The sequence below is a fragment of the Desulfurococcus sp. genome (assembly GCF_038881575.1).
In the GTDB taxonomy this organism is placed as follows: Archaea; Thermoproteota; Thermoprotei_A; order Sulfolobales; family Desulfurococcaceae; genus Desulfurococcus.
The window spans coordinates 76,961-93,904 of record NZ_JAVZPN010000005.1; the positions used below are offsets into that span (position 1 = coordinate 76,961).

22 protein-coding genes are annotated in these 16,944 nt (G+C 46.4%); 18 read left to right on the forward strand and 4 right to left on the reverse strand.

Features of this window, described 5'->3' with window-relative positions:
- Positions 1 to 179 precede the first annotated feature (179 nt).
- From thyX to QXV08_RS06125, 4 genes are all read right to left on the reverse strand, one after another.
- Positions 180 to 1,079 (reverse strand): FAD-dependent thymidylate synthase, encoded by a 900-nt coding sequence (gene thyX, locus QXV08_RS06110; RefSeq protein ID WP_342785941.1) that lies wholly within the window; start codon positions 1,077 to 1,079, stop codon positions 180 to 182.
- Positions 1,079 to 1,831, reverse strand: coding sequence for an anaerobic ribonucleoside-triphosphate reductase activating protein (locus QXV08_RS06115; protein WP_342785939.1), 753 nt, complete (start codon positions 1,829 to 1,831; stop codon positions 1,079 to 1,081). The genes thyX and QXV08_RS06115 overlap by 1 nt, the downstream gene beginning before the upstream one ends.
- 46 nt (positions 1,832 to 1,877) lie before the next feature.
- Positions 1,878 to 3,776: an anaerobic ribonucleoside triphosphate reductase gene (locus tag QXV08_RS06120; RefSeq protein ID WP_342785937.1), complete on the reverse strand. Its 1,899-nt coding sequence runs from the start codon at positions 3,774 to 3,776 to the stop codon at positions 1,878 to 1,880.
- A 130-nt stretch (positions 3,777 to 3,906) separates the two neighbouring features.
- Positions 3,907 to 4,599, reverse strand: a complete 693-nt coding sequence (locus QXV08_RS06125) for a 16S rRNA methyltransferase (RefSeq protein WP_342785935.1) — start codon at positions 4,597 to 4,599, stop codon at positions 3,907 to 3,909.
- Positions 4,600 to 4,667: 68 nt separating this feature from the next.
- Here QXV08_RS06125 and QXV08_RS06130 point away from each other — a divergent pair, with 68 nt between their 5' ends.
- From QXV08_RS06130 to QXV08_RS06215, 18 genes are all read left to right on the forward strand, one after another.
- Positions 4,668 to 5,000: a ribonuclease P gene (locus tag QXV08_RS06130; RefSeq protein WP_342785933.1), complete on the forward strand. Its 333-nt coding sequence runs from the start codon at positions 4,668 to 4,670 to the stop codon at positions 4,998 to 5,000.
- Positions 4,946 to 5,245 carry a YhbY family RNA-binding protein gene (locus QXV08_RS06135; RefSeq protein WP_342785931.1) on the forward strand — a complete coding sequence of 100 codons (300 nt, stop codon included), beginning with the start codon at positions 4,946 to 4,948 and terminating at the stop codon, positions 5,243 to 5,245. The genes QXV08_RS06130 and QXV08_RS06135 overlap by 55 nt, the downstream gene beginning before the upstream one ends.
- A 51-nt stretch (positions 5,246 to 5,296) precedes the next feature.
- Positions 5,297 to 5,770, forward strand: a complete 474-nt coding sequence (locus QXV08_RS06140; protein ID WP_014767993.1) for a 30S ribosomal protein S19e — start codon at positions 5,297 to 5,299, stop codon at positions 5,768 to 5,770.
- A gap of 31 nt (positions 5,771 to 5,801) precedes the next feature.
- Positions 5,802 to 6,155, forward strand: a complete 354-nt coding sequence (locus tag QXV08_RS06145) for a DNA-binding protein (protein WP_342785928.1) — start codon at positions 5,802 to 5,804, stop codon at positions 6,153 to 6,155.
- Positions 6,156 to 6,165: 10 nt separating this feature from the next.
- Positions 6,166 to 6,324, forward strand: a complete 159-nt coding sequence (locus tag QXV08_RS06150) for a 50S ribosomal protein L39e (protein WP_012608779.1) — start codon at positions 6,166 to 6,168, stop codon at positions 6,322 to 6,324.
- Between the two features lie 13 nt (positions 6,325 to 6,337).
- The gene (locus tag QXV08_RS06155; RefSeq protein ID WP_342785924.1) at positions 6,338 to 6,616 is read left to right on the forward strand and encodes a 50S ribosomal protein L31e; all 279 of its coding nucleotides are present in this window, start codon (positions 6,338 to 6,340) and stop codon (positions 6,614 to 6,616) included.
- Between the two features lie 79 nt (positions 6,617 to 6,695).
- Positions 6,696 to 7,385, forward strand: a complete 690-nt coding sequence (locus tag QXV08_RS06160; RefSeq protein ID WP_342785922.1) for a translation initiation factor IF-6 — start codon at positions 6,696 to 6,698, stop codon at positions 7,383 to 7,385.
- The gene (gene rpl18a / locus QXV08_RS06165) at positions 7,385 to 7,645 is read left to right on the forward strand and encodes a 50S ribosomal protein L18Ae (protein ID WP_342785920.1); all 261 of its coding nucleotides are present in this window, start codon (positions 7,385 to 7,387) and stop codon (positions 7,643 to 7,645) included. Before QXV08_RS06160 ends, rpl18a begins: the two co-directional genes overlap by 1 nt.
- Complete coding sequence (locus tag QXV08_RS06170; protein ID WP_342785918.1) at positions 7,642 to 8,112, forward strand: prefoldin domain-containing protein; 471 nt, start codon at positions 7,642 to 7,644, stop codon at positions 8,110 to 8,112. The genes rpl18a and QXV08_RS06170 overlap by 4 nt, the downstream gene beginning before the upstream one ends.
- 5 nt (positions 8,113 to 8,117) lie before the next feature.
- Positions 8,118 to 9,008, forward strand: a complete 891-nt coding sequence (ftsY, locus tag QXV08_RS06175; protein ID WP_342785916.1) for a signal recognition particle-docking protein FtsY — start codon at positions 8,118 to 8,120, stop codon at positions 9,006 to 9,008.
- Between the two features lie 17 nt (positions 9,009 to 9,025).
- Positions 9,026 to 9,205 (forward strand): protein translocase SEC61 complex subunit gamma, encoded by a 180-nt coding sequence (locus QXV08_RS06180; protein WP_014767986.1) that lies wholly within the window; start codon positions 9,026 to 9,028, stop codon positions 9,203 to 9,205.
- A 5-nt stretch (positions 9,206 to 9,210) separates the two neighbouring features.
- A complete protein-coding gene (locus QXV08_RS06185) occupies positions 9,211 to 9,702 on the forward strand; it encodes a transcription elongation factor Spt5 (protein ID WP_342785913.1) in 492 nt (163 codons plus the stop codon).
- Positions 9,703 to 9,704: 2 nt separating this feature from the next.
- Complete coding sequence (locus tag QXV08_RS06190) at positions 9,705 to 10,217, forward strand: 50S ribosomal protein L11 (RefSeq protein ID WP_342785911.1); 513 nt, start codon at positions 9,705 to 9,707, stop codon at positions 10,215 to 10,217.
- Entirely contained in the window at positions 10,217 to 10,864 is a 648-nt protein-coding gene (locus QXV08_RS06195) for a 50S ribosomal protein L1 (protein ID WP_342785909.1), read from the forward strand. The genes QXV08_RS06190 and QXV08_RS06195 overlap by 1 nt, the downstream gene beginning before the upstream one ends.
- 5 nt (positions 10,865 to 10,869) lie before the next feature.
- The gene (locus QXV08_RS06200) at positions 10,870 to 11,871 is read left to right on the forward strand and encodes a 50S ribosomal protein L10 (protein WP_342785907.1); all 1,002 of its coding nucleotides are present in this window, start codon (positions 10,870 to 10,872) and stop codon (positions 11,869 to 11,871) included.
- A 291-nt stretch (positions 11,872 to 12,162) separates the two neighbouring features.
- Positions 12,163 to 12,486: a 50S ribosomal protein P1 gene (gene rpl12p, locus QXV08_RS06205; protein WP_342785905.1), complete on the forward strand. Its 324-nt coding sequence runs from the start codon at positions 12,163 to 12,165 to the stop codon at positions 12,484 to 12,486.
- Positions 12,487 to 12,592: 106 nt separating this feature from the next.
- The gene (gene alaS, locus QXV08_RS06210) at positions 12,593 to 15,319 is read left to right on the forward strand and encodes an alanine--tRNA ligase (RefSeq protein ID WP_342785903.1); all 2,727 of its coding nucleotides are present in this window, start codon (positions 12,593 to 12,595) and stop codon (positions 15,317 to 15,319) included.
- A gap of 99 nt (positions 15,320 to 15,418) precedes the next feature.
- A complete protein-coding gene (locus QXV08_RS06215; RefSeq protein WP_342785901.1) occupies positions 15,419 to 16,912 on the forward strand; it encodes a gluconokinase in 1,494 nt (497 codons plus the stop codon).
- The last annotated feature ends 32 nt before the right edge of the window (positions 16,913 to 16,944 follow it).

Consider the following 16,944-nt stretch of genomic DNA (forward strand, 5'->3'; position numbering starts at 1 on the left):
CTATCGGCGATGAGCCGTAATGCAGCGAAACATTTATCCATAGATGGAAGCACCCCGACTGCCCCGCGGATGACAGGTGTAAACCCGGAATAGATGCGGGGAACTAATGAACTACTCGGAAGGAAACCACGCTCCCTTCAGGGCGGAGAGGAGGTCAGCAGTGATACTGGGTATGGATGTTAAATTATTAAGGCGGTGCTTATGCATTCCCGTATTTTCTCCTTTGGGACTAGTTCTGGGCATCTCTCTATTGTGAAGGAGCATTCTCCGCTCAAGTACTCGTTCAGGGTGCATGGCTTAATCCTGCTTCTATTGTCTTGCAGGATGCACCGTGGGCCAGCGTACTTGAATAACAATGGTTCAACCCTGCTTACTTCGCTCAGCATCTTCCATGCTATAATGCGTATCTCCCACTGCGCCCTGGCACACGTCCTCAGCGGGATGAAGACCTCTAGGAGCTCCCTGGCGTTCATCGATACGAGTAGCCTAGTCTTCACGGCCTGCGGCAGCAGGTACCTTACGTCTTCGTAGGGTACGCCATTAGCGAGTGCTTCGTAGTACGACTTGACGCCCTCTAGGAGGAACCTGAGGAACTCTGCATCTTTGAGCTTCACCACGCTTGGTGGAACAATGAATGCCTCTGAGGCAATATCCAGCAGTTCTTCAAAGCTTGGATTAGTACTTAGGAATCTGCTTATAGCTTCAACGTATTCTCTGAAGCCGGCTTCCCGCGGGTTTCTGCCGGTGTGCTCGAATATCTTCACCACCATGTTTCTCAGGTATTTATCACTGTATCTCTGGGACAGCTGTGAGAATGAGGCATGTCTGTGCCTAACTAGTTGATGACTGCATACCCGGCTACATACCACTTCGAATATGAATATAGAGTGTTCTAGTGGGGAGCCATGACCCCGTTTAACTAGTTCTCTGATCCACTCCTCGGTTTTCGCATCATCCATACTCTCTGCAATCAAGGCGAAGTCTCTTGGTGATAGTGTGAGCTTCGAGGCGGATGCTATAATCCTACTTGCACCGGGTAGATGTGCAACGAGGATAGCTTGCGGCAGGTATTTCTCCATTACCTCGGCACCTCTTTGATAAAGGTCTTAAACCCGTGCCTTCTAAAAACACCTGCGACTCCTTCAAGCTCTACCTCGCTGGGCATACAGTACTTATCACACCACTCTATGCTACGGGGATTAGTGAGAGGCTTCGATAGGAGGGGGTTCACGATGACCACGGTATTCTCCACGTGTTTACTGAGGGTGGGCATGATGTATTCCAGCGTCTTCTCCAGCGTCTTGATCGTTAAGTCTTTGGCAACCGGTATCCTAAGCTCGAGGGGAATGTTTTCCTCAACTATGAGTCTCAGAGACTCCATGAACTGTTTAAACAATACATTCGACACGTTGCCGAGGCCGGATAGCTCGTCGAAAGGGGTCTTAAGGTCTGTTGCGACGTGGTCGACGACGCCTTGAGCCACCAGTTTCTTAAGAGGCATATAAAGAGTTAGATTACTGTTCAAGCTTGTCGCAATACCCATCCTCTTGGCCTCACCGAACAGCCATGATAAGCCCTCATACTGGAGTAGCGGCTCTCCCCCCGTGACGTGCAAGTAGTCTATGAAGCCCCTGCTCGCCGAGAGGTCGTTGAGGAGCCTGTCCACATCCAGCGGCCTACAAAACTGGGCGTCTCTGTCTGCAAGCCTCCAGTTGTGGCAGAAAGGGCATTTGAGGTTGCATCCGCAGAGCCAGACTGTGAAGGTTACGGAGCCGTGGACGTCGACTAGGCTGGTGTTCTTCCATCCGCCACCAATAAGTTTAACGGGCATGAGGAGACACCTGGAGAATAGCCAAAAAGAAACAGGAATTCGTGTTTTAGAATGCGTAGTGGTGGCGTGTCCAGAACTCTTTTCTCCTCTGGGGGTTCCAGTTCTTCAGCGGCCTGTAGTAGCCTATTATCCTGCTCCACACTTCAATATTTTCGCTACCACACTTCGGGCACTTGCTGTATAGCCCGGTGAAAGTCCTGTTGCAGGATGGGCAGTATGTTAATGCAGGGGTGAAGCTCCAGTAGACGATATCAGTATCCATGATTCTCTTAGCCAGCTTCGCCAGCGCCTCCGGCTCGGGCTCCTCGGCTAGGAATATGTGCATCATCACTCCTCCCGTGAAGTACTTCTGTACCCTAGCCTCGACCTCGATTCTATCGGGGAGCTCCATTTCAGAGGCATAGTATGGCGCTATACTGGTCGAGTAGACAGGATTATCGGGGTCCGGCAGGTACTCTGCCAGCTCAGGGTATAGCTTCACGTCTAGAGCCGCCATCTTAGGCGAGGCGGACTCAGCCGGCACCTCCTCCACGTTCCATGGGGTGCCCGACTCCTGCATCCATCTTCTAGCAGTATTAGTCGCGTGCTCGACCATCCTCCTCATTAACTCTGCTGCACGGAGCCAGTCGCCCCTATTTCCGTCTAGCCAGAGCTTCGGCTCCTGCATCAGTATAGCGGCTGCCTCAGGGAGCCCTATTAAACCTATGGTGTTAAAGTGTGACGAGGGGAATTCAGGCATGTACTCTGTGATCATATAGTAGAAATTCGGGTGCTCCCTCAATATCTTCACATACCTGGCTCTAAACCAGTCTACGGCTTCCCTAACCAACTTTAAGGCGTCATCGTATAGCTCCCAGAACCTGGACTCCTCGCCGGCGGCCTCGAGCGCGAGCCTCGGAAGATTGATGTCTACAACGTTCACGCTCCCGGTCACATCCGGCATCGCCCAGAGCCCGCCGAACCTCTGCCTCTCAACCTTGCTCCAGTACTCTTCCCTAGCTTCCTCAACATCTTTTTTAATCGAGCTCAGCGAGAACTTTGAGCCGCCGTTGAACGCGTAGAGGAGCTCGTTCTTCTGAATCGAAAGCCTGCAGCACATGGCATAGCTGGCGTCCGGGTCTACTACCCTGGTGTTGAGCCAGTAGAAGCTTCCGCGTTTTGCAGCCGTCTTGAATACCGCTTCATATATCTCTGGATCCTCCCAGAGTAGTTTAGATGTAGTCATTAGAGTGGGAATTGGGAACGTGAATGGTTGCCCTACGCTGTCCCCATTCATATAGTTCTCGAAGAGAGCTAAGAGAAAGATTTTAGCCTCCTTTTCATATGCCCCAAGGGGCTCGGTCTTCTTACCATCGTAGACGGCGTAGTCTCCTTCAAGGGCTTTCCTCGCTGCATCCATTATTATCGTGAAGTTCGTGAAGGGAGTTTGCAAACCTATCCTGGTTGGATAGTTTAAATTATAGAGTAGCCTCTGGATATTCTGCTTTACCCCCCGGTAGTCTAATCCATCGCTCCTTATGAATGGGCCCGCATACCATTCGACGCTTGAGAATGCCTGTGCCCCCGTGAAGTAGTGTTGGAGCGTGATCAGGTAGTTGGCCACGTGGTCTACGAATGTGTCGAAGTGTCTCGCTGGACGGGAGATGACTGTAGGGGTCTTCAAGCCTTTCTCAAGTAGCCTCGCCATACTATGCCCGGTGCAGTAGGGTATGTATATGCTCTGGGGTAGTTTGTGAACATATATTAATCCATCTCTATGGGCTTTAAGGATACGGCTTGGAAGCAAGCTTAGTATGTCGCGCTTCATGTATTCCTCGAGCAGGTAGCTGAAGAAGCTGCCTGGACCCATGTATTTATTAGCGTTCTCGTTTACGTCGAGACTGCTCCATTTAACAAACTCTATAAAGGGGTCTCTTATACCAGTATTAACCTCGCTTGTCTGCATGATGCATCTCCGATAAGGCTTCAAGTAGATATTAGGGAATACAAGGTATTTAAGCAGGGTTGAGTTGGTTGATGTAACCCACTGGTAGATAACGAAGTTATTGTCTCGACTATGATTAGTAGAACTATGTCTAAAATATGCCGAGTAATCTCTCAGCGCTAGCTATTATCCTTGATACCACGATCCATGTTGCAAGGGGCTCTCTATATATCGAGTAACACTTGGTTGCCTGTTTCACGGTGTCCTCCTCGAAGTCTCCGTGGGGGAATCCACCTATACCCATGGCGAATCCATTATCCAATGCCTCCCCTACTACATTGTCGAGGCTGCTCTGGGCGCAGGATTCACTTAAGAGTATTAGCCCCTTTGCCCCAATAGCCTTGATTAACGAGTCAAGCGGCATTGTCTTGATATAGAGCAATGGCTTCTCTGAGCCTGGTGGAACCCGTCCCTCCTTAAATAACTGCTCCATCAACCCGGTGAACCTATTATAGTTCCTCGGGATCCTTGTTGATGAATCAATGAAGATAGCGTGTCCCTGTATCGTGTGTATGTATATCTCCATTCTACCGGTTTTATTTAATGGGCTCTCCAACGCCTCTAACAGGCTTAAATGTATGATATCCGGTCTACCCCGCTTATGCTTCAATGGGAGCCTCCTCATGGCGTGGTAATGTATGCTTACATCTAGTATTATCTCATGGGGACTCTTCCCTCTCTTACCAGCGTTTTTAAGCACGGCTGGGTGTGATGTAATGCTTGGGGGTATGGTTTCTAATGCTGCTTCCACGAGTATTATCTTAAGCCTCCTCAGTCCAATCACCTTATTCTCTTCAATTTAATACCCGGGTGGAGTATAATTATATGACTCCACCACCCGGGGTCGGGTCCTTGAATAGGGAAAAATATATAAGGGAGATCGCCAGGGAACGGGTGATACTGCTCTACAAGTACTCGGTGAGTAGGGTCAGAGAAGGAGATTTCGGGTTGGCGAGGAGATATATTGAGATAATGCTTAAGATAGCTGGGAAAGCCAGGATTAAGCCGCCCAGGTACATTAGGAGAGGTTATTGCAGGCGGTGTCATATACCATTAATACCTGGTTTAACACTTAGTGTAAGAGTAAGGGGTAGTGGTAAGTCGTCCAGGCTGGTCTATAGGTGTCTACAATGTGGATGGGTGAGGAGATACATGATAAAGGCCTCAGGGAGAAGATCAAGCTGAGGATAGCCGGTAAAGTCGATGTGCAGTTAGGTAAGAATGGGGTAACCCAGGGATTCATTGAGGAGGTCAGGCTAAGGCTCCGGAAACACGGCGTGGTGAAGATAAGGGTGTTGAAATCCTATAGGAGGAGCGAGGGCTTCGATATCCATAGACTGGCTGAGGAGATAGCTGGGTTAACAGGCGGGAAGATATACGAGGTCAGGGGCTTCACTATCACGCTTATAAGGGGCGGGGAGGATGGTTAAAAGTATTTTAAAGCATGTAGACTTAGTGATTACAATAGGGTGATTGAGTAAATGGTTACAGCATTAGAGGTTCCAGCTGACAAGCTAATCGAGAAACTCGTAGAGTATTTGAAAGCGAACGTACCAGAGGTAAAGCCGCCTACATGGAGCATGTTTGTTAAAACCAGCTCGCATAAGGAGAAGCCGCCTACAAATCCGGAATGGTGGTATTACAGGGCGGCGAGCATACTGAGGAAGCTCTATAAAGCCGGTGAACCAGTGGGATTAACGGAGCTTAGAAGAGAGTATGGTGGAAGGAAGAACAGGGGTGTCCGCCCTGAGAGAACTGTGAGAGCTCCTGGCAACGCGATCAGGAAGATACTGCAGCAATTAGAGCAGGCACAGCTAGTGAGGAGGACAAGGAAGGGTAGGATTCTCACGCCTCAGGGGAAGTCACTGCTTGATAGGCTGAGCTTCGAGATACTCTCGGAGCTGAGTCGTGCTAATCCAGAGCTCTCAAAGTATCTTCCCCCGACAAGTCATTAGCTAGGAATATAATTGCCCTGGGGATGACTAGATGCCATCAGACACTGGGAGCGAATACGGTAGCGAGGGATATGATGAGGAGCTTGAGGCTATAAGGAGGAGGAAGCTTGCTGAGCTGCAGCGCCGTATGGAGGAGGAGAAGCAGAGGCGTCAAATGATAGATGCAGCGCTCAGAAAGATCCTTACGCCGGAGGCTAGGGAGAGACTTAATAATTTAAGACTTGTTAAACCAGAGCTCGCGGAATTGCTTGAACAACAGTTAATAGCGCTGGCTCAAAGCGGGCGTGTGAAGATACCTATAACAGATGAGTTTTTAAAGAGGCTTTTATCAGAAATATATGAGCAGACACATAGAGAACCGAGAATAGAATTCAAGAGGAAATAGGTGTTTAAATATGGCTAGATTCAAACACGTTGCCAGGAAGCTTAGGCTTGCAGCTGCTTTGAAGTCTAATAGGGCTATACCGATCTGGGTGTCGGCTAAGACCCGTCTAAGGGTTAGGAGGGGATTCAGCCTCAGGAACTGGAGAAGGAGTAAGCTTAAGAATATTTAGGGGTGGTTGAGCTATGAGTGAATCCGGGGGTACGGTTAAATCCGTGCATGTAATACCATTGAAGAGGGTATACTTTGGACGCCGCATGAACAGGGCTGATAGAGCTATTAGATTAGTGAGAAAATATGTTGCCAGGCACTTCAAGGATGCTGAAAAAATAATATTGGATCCAGAGTTAAATAAGTATATATGGTCGTATGGACGTGAGAAACCTCCTAGAAGAGTAGTTGTTGAAATAAGGTTCAATAAGGATGAGAAGGAGGCCAGGGTTTTTCTCAAGAGAGTTAAGTAGCTTGAATACTTAAAGAACTATTTAATCCTCTAGCTATAAATATATTTCTCAGTGTTTCAGGAAGGGTCGGTGGTTTTAATTGGAGATCACTAGGATGAGTTTCTTCGGCAACTCGAATATAGGGGTCTACGCGTATACAAATAGTAAGATACTGGTTCTCCCTCCTGGGATAGGCAGTAGTGATCAAAGGGAAATGATCGAGGTATTAAAGGTTAAGGGATTAATTGAGTCCAGGATAGCTGGCACAGTGCTGAACGGTGTCTTCATAGCTGGAAACGATAACGCGATCATTCTGCCGAGGATAATATTCGATGATGAATTGGAGTCTCTTAGAAAACAGGTTAGGGAGCAGGGTATAGATATCGTGTCCTACGTCTCGGGCTCGAGGTTCACTGCGCTCGGAAACCTACTAGTATGTAATAACAAGGGGTGTATTGCAAGCACGTTGTTTGAGAGAGATGTTGTAAGGGATTTGAGCAGTGTCCTCGGTGTGGAAATAGTTCAGTTGCCCTTATTAAATCTGGAAATACCGGGTAGCCTCCTCGTAGTAAATGACCAGGGCGGGGTGGTACACCCTGATGCCGGTGATGGGGATTTAAAAACCATAGAGGAAATCTTAAAGGTAAGGGTTGAAAGGGCAACCGTGAACGCTGGAATACCGTTTGTGAAGAGTGGTTTATTAGCCAATAACCACGGTATAATTGTAGGAGGCAATACAACGGGTCCCGAGATACTTAGGATTAGAAAGGGGTTTGGAGGTGGGGAGTAGTGGAGGTTAAAACATATAGGGTTACAGGCTACATGTTGATAAGCCATGATAGATACCCTACTTGGCAGAGGTTCACGAAGGATGTAAGAGGTATAAGCGAGAAAGAGGTGTTAGAGAAAGTATATTCTATACTGGGGAGTAACCATAAGGTGAAGAGGTATCATATAAGAATAGAGAGAATCGAGGAAATAGATCCAAGTGCCTCGAGGGATACATTCATAAGACAGGTAGCAAATGCTGAGAGGATTGTAAAGCCATGAGCTCTGGGAACGATGCTAAGGAAGTAAAGGAGGCTGGAAGGATTCAATTAGAGGAAATATTAGTGAGGTTTAACGAGTTAAGAGAGTATGCCAATATACTTGCCTCAACAATAAACACTTATCTAACACAACAGAGAGAGCTCCAGCTCGCCTTAGAGACCCTTAAGAACCTGCCTGAGGATGGCGGGGAAGGCTATATAATCCTCGATAGATTATCCTCAGCGATGATACCTGCAGTAATAAACAAGGAGTGGAGCAAGGGGATACTGGTACACTTAGGGCTGGGCTATTATTTGAAAGCAGATAAGGCTAAGGCGTTGGAGATTATTTCAAAGAGAAGCAGTAATATTGAGAGAGTACTAGGGGAATTACAGAAGAGGTATAGTGTTGTACTAGAGGAATTAAATAGGCTACAACAGTTATTATCCCGTGGGTACGGTGGATCTCAGAGCAAGGGTGGAGGATAAGGTAATTGTTCAAGAAGCTGAGGGAAGTATTCTCCAGGTTTATTGAGACAGCATCATCCCTCCTCTCATCAAGGGAGAAGCTGCTGGAGTCAATTGAAGAGCTTAAACTCAGCCTTGTAGCCAATGATGTGGCCTACGACGTCGCTGAGAACATAGCCTCGGAGTTAACGAGGCGTGTTGAGGAGGGGTTGATTAAGAGGAGAGAGGATCTCGTAAAGGCGTTAAGGGAGATACTGCTGAGCTACTTCACTGGGTTGAATAGCATTGACTTACTTAGCTTGGCTAGTGGTAGGAAGCCGTTGAAAATAGTCTTCCTAGGGGTTAACGGCGTGGGGAAGACAACCACTATAGCTAAAGTAGCTGTATACATGAGGGAGAACGGGTTTAAACCCCTAATGGTTGCGGCAGATACTTTCAGGGCTGGGGCTCAGGAACAGTTGAAGATACACTCGGAGAGAACGGGTATCCCTGTCTTCACTGGTAAATACGGCTCGGACCCGGCTGCCCTGGTCTATGACGCAATACAGTATGGATTGAACAGGGGCTTCGATGTCTTCCTGATTGATACAGCTGGGAGGATGCATGTTGACGTTGACTTGGTGAACGAGCTTAAGAAGATTGTAAGAGTTGCCAAGCCCGATGTGAAAATACTTGTCGTAGATGCTTTAACAGGTAACGATGCATTAGAGCAGGCCAGGTTCTTTAATGAGGCTGTAGGCGTTGACTGCGTAGTGGTTACGAAGGTCGACGCCTATGAAGAAGGAGGAGTGCCATTAAGCCTAGTCTACATCTTAAAGAAACCAGTGTTATTCATAGGGGTTGGACAGGACTATAAGGATTTAAAACCTTTTAACCCAATCGAATACGTTGAGAGGATTTTAACTGGTTTACAGTGAAACAGGGGTGTAATGACTTGGATTTACGTGAGCTAGTAGAGGCTTGGAGGAGGATTTTACTAATAGCTACGAAGCCCGAGTGGGATGAGTACTGGACCATATTAAAGATAAGTTTACTTGGGCTAGCCATAGTAGGCGGTATCTCATTCGCTATAAGAATGATATTTTACACGTTTCTCTACCCCTATACTGGGTGATTATCTTGAGTGAATCACAGGAGTCTGGTGGGGGTGCGGCGAAGATATATGCGGTGAAAACAACGCTGGGCAGAGAGCTGGATACCGCTTTAATTATAAGTATGAGGATCGATGAGATGCGGGCTAGGGGAGAGGAAACCAGTATTGGAAGTATCATAATACCTCCAAATGTAAGGGGCTACGTGTTCATCGAGGTTGAGAGGCTAGGCGAGCTCTACAAGGTCATCTCCGATATCAGGTATGTTAAAGCCGGTAGGCCGATTAAGGTGTCCTACGAGGAACTCGAGAAGCTTTTGAAGCCTAAACCAGTTATAGAGGAACTTAACGTGGGTGATGAAGTAGAGATCACGAGGGGCCCCTTCAGGGGTATGCGTGCCAGGATAGCGGGCATAGATAGAAATAAAAACATGCTTACAGTGAATATTTTAGAGGCCGCTTTCACAATACCTATTACAATACCGGGTGATTATGTTAAGAAGATAAGTAAGGGTGTGTAGGAATGGTGAAGAAAACCATAAGGGTAATGGTTGAGGGAGGGAAGGCTACACCAGGCCCACCCCTAGGGCCTACCCTATCCCCGTACAAGGTTAACATACCCCAGGTTGTGAAAGCGATTAATGATGCAACGAAGGATTTCGAGGGGTTATCGGTTCCGGTTGAGATAACAATAGACACTGACACCAAGGAGTTCGAGATAAGGGTTGGCATACCAACTACAACGGCTCTATTAATGAAGGAGGCTGGTGCAAAGCAGCCTACAGGTGACCCGGCTCACCAGAAGATAGGTAATATATCGTTTGAGCAGGCTGTTAAAGTTGCCATATTGAAGAGGGATTCGCTAACAGCTAAAACACTAAAGGCAGCTGTTAAAACAGTCTTAGGCACGGCTAGATCCATAGGTATAACTGTTGATGGAAAGGATCCGAAGGAGGTTCAGAAACTAGTTGATGAAGGTGTTTACGATGAAATCTTATCTAGGTATGAAGAAGAGTGGAGTAAGGGTGGTCAATGATGCCTGCGTATACTCGTGAATCACTAGTTAACGCCATAGAGAAGGCGCTAGTCCTTGGGAAAGGTAGGAGGTTTAAGCAGAGTGTTGAAATGATAGTAGTGCTAAGAGATATCGATGTGAAGGGTCAGGCTGGGAAAATAAGGGAGTTTATAACGCTGCCTAAGGGCAGGGGTAAAGAGTTAAGCGTATGTGTGGTGGGGGATGAAGAGCTGGCGGTTAAAGCAAGGGAGGCCGGTGCTAAAATAGTGTTAACGAGTCAGGATCTCCAGGGTTTAAGCAAGAAACAGGCGAAGAAAATAGCTGATCAATGCGACTGGGTCTTGGTTAGAACGGATTTGATGGCTTTAACAGGGCGTACTCTGGGCCCGGCCCTGGGCCCCAGGGGTAAGGCACCTATTCCGATACCTGCTTCAGCTAATATACCAGCCCTCATAAAGAGATACATGAATACCGTTGTTGCAAGGGTTAAGGATCAACCGCAGATAATGGTTCCGATAGGCGCTGAGGACATGGGTCCTGGGGATCTCGCTGAAAACGCATTGGCTATTTTATCGGTGATAGAGCAGAGGCTTCCATCAGGTGCTGGCAACATTGCTAAGCTTGTTTTTAAGACTACAATGGGTATGCCGGTAGAAGTGTACAGGTGATCAATATGTCCCTTACAGCTAGGAAGATACCTGAGTGGAAGATTAAGGTAGTGGAGGAACTCGTTGGCCTGATCAAGGGCAGTAAAGCTTTCGCTATAGCAGATATAACTGGTATTCCAGCCAACCATATTCAAATGCTGAGGAAGAAGCTGTATGGTAAAGCGGAGCTAAGGGTAGTCAAGCCGAGGTTGCTGGAGATCGCTTTAAAAAAGGCTGGCTTGAACCCGGAGCCGTTTAAAGAGCATCTCACTGGTCAAATACTAGTTGTATTCACTAATATGAACGCGTTCGAGCTTGCAATGCTGATGGACTCCCATGTAACTAAAACATACTTTAAGCCCGGTGAGAAAACAGATAGGGAGATAGTCATACCTGAGGGTAACACTGGTATACCTCCAGGCCCTATGTTAAGTGTATTTGGAAGGCTCAAGATACCAACCAAGGTCCAGGGGAATGTTGTCCATGTAGCTAAGGATACAGTGGTGGCTAAACCAGGCGATGTTGTCTCTGGTGATCTAGCTAGCCTACTCCAGAAACTTGGGTTGGCATTAAAAGAGATACGGCTTAGGCCTAAGATAGCTTATGAGGGTATTGTTATACCAGGCGATAAACTCATACTAAATCTAGACGAGTATAGAAGCAACATTATGGCGGCTCACCTCGACGCCTTAAAGATAGCTGTTGAAGTAGCACTGCCGGAGCCAGAGGTACTACCACTAGTTATATCAAGGGCTCACAGGCACGCCTTATCACTAGCTGTGGAGACAGGCTTTATAACACCTGAGACAGTTGAAATGGTATTCTTATCGGCTGTTGCTAAAGCCAACGCGTTGGCTGTTGAGGTAGCAAGGTATGCTCCAGAGCTGGGTATAGAGGTTAAACAGGCTCCAGCACCAGTTAAACAGGAAGGCGAGAAGAAGGAGAAGGGTGAGGAGGAGAAGAAGGAGGAGTCTAAGGAGCTTAGTGAGGAAGCCCTCTCAGAAGGTTTCTCAGCACTATTCGGCTGAGCCTTAATCACTTCATCACTGATTTTTAACCATGATTAGGCTTATGATTCTCTCATTTCTATAATGATATAGCATTATCCCCAGGTATTTGGACTCTTCGGGATCCTATGATGTTGAATCTAATGCTTGGCGAACCCATACCAGGGTGGTGTCATCTCAGGTATAGGGATGCACTTGGGGCGAAGATTTTTTGTTTCTAAATTCTTGCCTGGGAGGCATGGTGAAGCTTTAAAAGCTACTTTCTAGATTTAAATCCTGCAGTAATGCTTTGAACAAGTGGAGGTGCAGGGTATGGAGTATATATATGCGTCTTTATTGCTGTATAAGGCTGGAAAGGAGATAAGCGAGGAAAATGTGAAGAAGGTGCTTGAGGCAGCAGGTGTTGAAGTAGATGAAGTAAGGGTGAAGTCCCTGGTTGCAGCCATTAAAAACATTGATATAGCCAAGGTCCTTGAACAGGCTGCTGTAGCACCTGTGGCAGCCGCCCCGGTTCAAGCGGCTCCAGCGGCTGCACCCGCTGGTGAAGAGAAGAAGGGTGAGGAGGAGAAGAAGGAGGAGTCTAAGGAGCTTAGTGAGGAAGCCCTCTCAGAAGGTTTCTCAGCACTATTCGGCTGAAATAATAGTATTGTAGACGATGATAAAGATTTTTAGAGTTTTACGAAAACTTAATTTGCTTTCTTATCATTAGGTATCCTAAGTTAGAGAGGGGTTAGTTAAAACCATGTCTAAAAACATAAGCTTTGACTATCTCCGCAAGTACGGCTATGAGAAATACACTTGTAAGAGATGCGAGGAGGGTGTTTTATGGAGTAGGATTCCAAGGGATACTTGCCCGGATAGACCTTGTAGCAAGTATGAGTTCCTCTACAAGGAGTATAAAAGGGTGAGGCCCTTAAGCCTCCAGGAGGTAAGGGAGAAGTTTATAGGGTTCCTCAAGTCAAAGGGGCACGGCGTAGTGGATCCCTATCCAGTTCTAGCTAGGTGGAGAAATGACCTCTATTTAACCATAGCATCAATAGTTGTATTCCAGCCTGCTGTTACAGACGGCATTGTTGATCCCCCATATAATCCACTAGTTATAATCCAGCCGTCTATAAGGCTGAGCGATATAGATAACGTGGGGTTAACCTTTGGACGGCATTTAACCAGTTTTGAAATGGGTGGGATGCATGCTTTTAATAAACCGGGTAAATTCGTTTACTGGGTTGAGGGGATACTGGATAACACAATAGAGTTCTTTAATAAGGAGATAGGCATAGACCTCGACGACCTGGTGTTTAAGGAGGGATGGTGGGAGGGCGGGGGTAATGCTGGGCCCGCTCCAGAGGTATTGGTTGACGGCATGGAGTTGGCAACACTAGTACACATGATGTATAAGGTTGTTGACGGTAAATACGTGGAGAACCCTGTCTTAGTCGTCGACTGCGGGTATGGGATAGAGAGAATAGCGTGGTTCACCCAGAAGACGCCGACGGGCTTCCATGCAATATATGGTAGGCTGGTTAACGAGTACAAGGATGTACTCGGGGTCGAGGAGCCCAGCTACGATGTGTTGAAGAAAGCTGTTTACTTGTTGAGCGATAAGGAAATTGGAAGCATACATGAGTATGAGAGACTACTTCGTGAATTAGGGTTCGGAGACTACGTGGATGAATTCGTGAAGACAATATATTTATATAGCGCTCTAGACCATGCCAGGACAATAAGCCTTATGCTCTCGGATGGCGTGGTTCCATCGAATACCGGTGAGGGATACCTGGCCAGACTCGTGATCAGGCGCCTCCTCAGAAACCTCGCCAGGCTCGGCGTCGAACCCAGCAGGCTCACAGATGTGGTTCAGGAATTACTGGATCGCCAGGTAAAGTACTGGAAGAACGACTACATATATGGCAAGTTTGAGAAGCACAGGGACTATATACTGGACGTAGTAACCATGGAGGCCTCTAAGTTCATAGATGCCGTCAGTCGTGGAATAGACATCGTTGACAAGCTGCTTAAAAAGAAAAGAGAGCTCTTGCTGGAAGATCTCGTTACAATATATGATTCACATGGAATACCCCCTGAATTTGTTGCTGAAAGAGCCAGGGAGCATGGTGTAGAAGTAGAGATACCGGGTGACTTCTACTCTAGAATAGCTCAGAGACATTCCTCCCCAGGCGTGTTAGTGAAGGAGAAGGAGCACGAGTTCCCCGAGGACGTGGTTAAATGGGCCTCTGGATTCCCTGCTACATATAGGGTTTTCCATGAGAACCCGTATCTAACCAGTGTTGATGCTAAGGTGTTAGGGGTTAGGGGAAAATACCTTATCCTGGATAGAACGGTTATGTACCCGTGGGCCGGAGGCCAGGATCATGACACAGGTTTCATCGAGGTGGATGGAAGGAGATATGAGGTTGAATACGTTGGGAAAGTTGGCGATGTAATAATACATGTATTGAAGGAGCCCGTGGAGATCAATGAGAATACAATGGTTAGGGTCGTAATAGACTGGTATAGGAGATATAGGTTAATGAAACACCACACTGCAACACATATTATACTCGCAGCAGCAAGGTATATACTTGGCGACCATGTATGGCAGGCCGGTGCTGAGAAAACCATTGAGAAGGCTAGGCTAGATATAACACACCATAAGTCCCTCACACCAGAGGATGTGAGGAAGATAGAGGAGCTGGCTAACAGGATAATCGAGGACAGAGTGGATCTAAGGTTCCACTACACGGGTAAGTTTGAGGCCGAGAATAAGTACGGGTTGAAGATATACCAGGGTGGCGCAATATACTCTCCAATCCTCAGAATAGTTGAGATACCTGGCTGGGATGCGCAGGCCTGCTTCGGAACCCACGTGTTTAACACTAGTGAAGTAGGCGGTGTGAAAATAATTAATGCCGAGAGAATACAGGACGGAGTAATCAGGCTCGAATTCATAGCGTCAACAAGGCTGGTTGACGAAATACGCTTACTGGAGAGCGAGATCAAGGAAGCCCTATCAATCCTGGGCTCTAAGCAGGGGGATTTAGCTTCTACTGTGAAGAAGATTAAAAGGGAGTACGATAAGACGCTAGAGGTACTCGAGAAGTACAGGGGTATCCTGGAAAAGACTATTATATCGAAGGCCCTTGCCGAGAAGGCCAGCCTCTGTGGCGTTGATATAGTATACGTGGAGCCACCCTTTAGCGATGAGAAACTAGTTAAACAAGTACTTGAAGAACTTTCACTGAAGCACGGAGTACTCGCCATTATAGATACTGGTGAACTAATCGAAATAGCGGTTAAACCCGAGAAAGCGGTAGAGAAGAACATAGACTTAAGGAGAATAACAGAGGAGCTATCTGGGAAAGGCATTAAGGGAGGCGGCAAACCAGACCATGTAACACTGAGAAGAACCCGTGACGTTAAAAAGGAAGAGGTCATGGATGCATTAAAGAATACATTGTGTGGACAATAGCGTTCCACCGGAATAAAAACAGTTTTATTACTGTTTTATCAAAACCTCTACATGTATATTATTCCTGATAGGCTCCAATGCTGAGACAGGTGGATATTATTGTTAAGGATCATATCCATAGACCTCGGCACCACAAATATAAAGGGCGCGTTTATAGAATTCAGTGATTCATCCATGAATGTAAATATTGTTGAACAAGTGAATATTAAGCAGAGACATATTGAGGATAAGGCAGGAGGCATCTATGAACATGATCCCAGGTACATACTCAGCAATATAGAGAATATAATTAGACACCTGTCTTTTTCTCATGGAAAGCCGGATGCTGTAGTATTCTCCTCATATCTCTTCTCCGCTCTATTCATGACGAGCATGGGGGAGTATAAGTCAAACATCATTACCTGGGTCGATGAGAGATCCAAGGTTGTTCTATACGAGATAAGTAGATATGGGGCTGAGCTATATAGGAGGACGGGTTGTCCCCCTCTCCACATATATTCTCTTCCAAAGATCCTCTATTTTAAGAAAATGCATCCATCGATAATAAGTAATGACTGTTATATATTGGACTCTAAGTCCTTCCTCATGAATTATTTCGTTGGATATCCGGTTACAGATTATTCGACAGCTAGTGGAACTTATCAATTACTTAATATTCGTAAACTACGCTGGGATGATTTAGCGCTTGAAATAGCGGGCATTGATGAGAAACAGCTACCTATTTTAAGAGAAGGCGATTTCTCAGATTATATGAGAACAGGCATTGCATTGAAGACAGGTATCACAGAAAAGACGCCGGTTGTCCTGGGATTATATGATGGAGCGGCCATGATCTACGGTTTAACCGGTGGGAGAGATAGAATAGCAGTTGTAAATATAGGTACTAGCGGGATGATTAGAAGCATCTCGGATACCCCGGTTATTGATGAATCAGGGTATATGAGGTTTCAGACTTATTATTTCTACAGGAATACGTGGATACCAGGGGGAGGAATAAATAATGCTGGGATCGTTTTAAACTATATTGCTGACCTTCTAGGTATGAATATGGAAAACATAGTTAAGAACCTTGAAGAGTACAGTAGCGAAGTATATAGGGATGAAAAGATACTTGAGGATGCTCCCTACGTGATCCCCCTTCTATATGATGAGAGAATCCCGCATCTAAGTGGGATGGGTTTGAATATCATTGGGCTGAAGCCTACAGCCCGTTTAAGTAGTCTATTGGGCTCAATTATAGAAGGAATAGTTTTCCTTCTCTCACTATTCACAGAGTCTCTTGAAGAGAATAATATAGTGTTCAACGAGGTTAGGCTTGCTGGAAAGATAGCATCCATTTCATTAACGCCCCTAATGATCTCAAATATGTTTAGTAAACCAGTTAGATATACTGATATACCTGATGTTTCCCATATAGGTAATGCTTTAATAGTGTTAAGTAGCCTGAACTATGCATCTAGAAAGAATATCGAGGAGTTGATTGAGAACAATTATATGAAACATGGGGTCAATCCATCTCCGGGTCTCGCCACTATTCTAGGTAGGCGAAGAGCCTTTATGAAAGAGTTTGTGAAGAGGCTTCTTCCTGTTTAACCTCTCGGGTAATCTCTAATCTTGGTATTTTA

Excerpts from the sequence above, each read along its gene's own strand:
- thyX (WP_342785941.1), bottom strand. The coding sequence starts at position 1,079 with ATGGAGAAATACCTGCCGCAAGCTATCCTCGTTGCACATCTACCCGGT.
- QXV08_RS06115 (WP_342785939.1), bottom strand. The coding sequence starts at position 1,831 with ATGCCCGTTAAACTTATTGGTGGCGGATGGAAGAACACCAGCCTAGTC.
- QXV08_RS06120 (WP_342785937.1), bottom strand. The coding sequence starts at position 3,776 with ATGCAGACAAGCGAGGTTAATACTGGTATAAGAGACCCCTTTATAGAG.
- QXV08_RS06135 (WP_342785931.1), top strand. The coding sequence starts at position 4,946 with ATGTGGATGGGTGAGGAGATACATGATAAAGGCCTCAGGGAGAAGATC.
- QXV08_RS06140 (WP_014767993.1), top strand. The coding sequence starts at position 5,297 with ATGGTTACAGCATTAGAGGTTCCAGCTGACAAGCTAATCGAGAAACTC.
- QXV08_RS06145 (WP_342785928.1), top strand. The coding sequence starts at position 5,802 with ATGCCATCAGACACTGGGAGCGAATACGGTAGCGAGGGATATGATGAG.
- QXV08_RS06150 (WP_012608779.1), top strand. The coding sequence starts at position 6,166 with ATGGCTAGATTCAAACACGTTGCCAGGAAGCTTAGGCTTGCAGCTGCT.
- QXV08_RS06155 (WP_342785924.1), top strand. The coding sequence starts at position 6,338 with ATGAGTGAATCCGGGGGTACGGTTAAATCCGTGCATGTAATACCATTG.
- QXV08_RS06170 (WP_342785918.1), top strand. The coding sequence starts at position 7,642 with ATGAGCTCTGGGAACGATGCTAAGGAAGTAAAGGAGGCTGGAAGGATT.
- QXV08_RS06190 (WP_342785911.1), top strand. The coding sequence starts at position 9,705 with ATGGTGAAGAAAACCATAAGGGTAATGGTTGAGGGAGGGAAGGCTACA.
- QXV08_RS06195 (WP_342785909.1), top strand. The coding sequence starts at position 10,217 with ATGCCTGCGTATACTCGTGAATCACTAGTTAACGCCATAGAGAAGGCG.
- QXV08_RS06200 (WP_342785907.1), top strand. The coding sequence starts at position 10,870 with ATGTCCCTTACAGCTAGGAAGATACCTGAGTGGAAGATTAAGGTAGTG.
- rpl12p (WP_342785905.1), top strand. The coding sequence starts at position 12,163 with ATGGAGTATATATATGCGTCTTTATTGCTGTATAAGGCTGGAAAGGAG.
- alaS (WP_342785903.1), top strand. The coding sequence starts at position 12,593 with ATGTCTAAAAACATAAGCTTTGACTATCTCCGCAAGTACGGCTATGAG.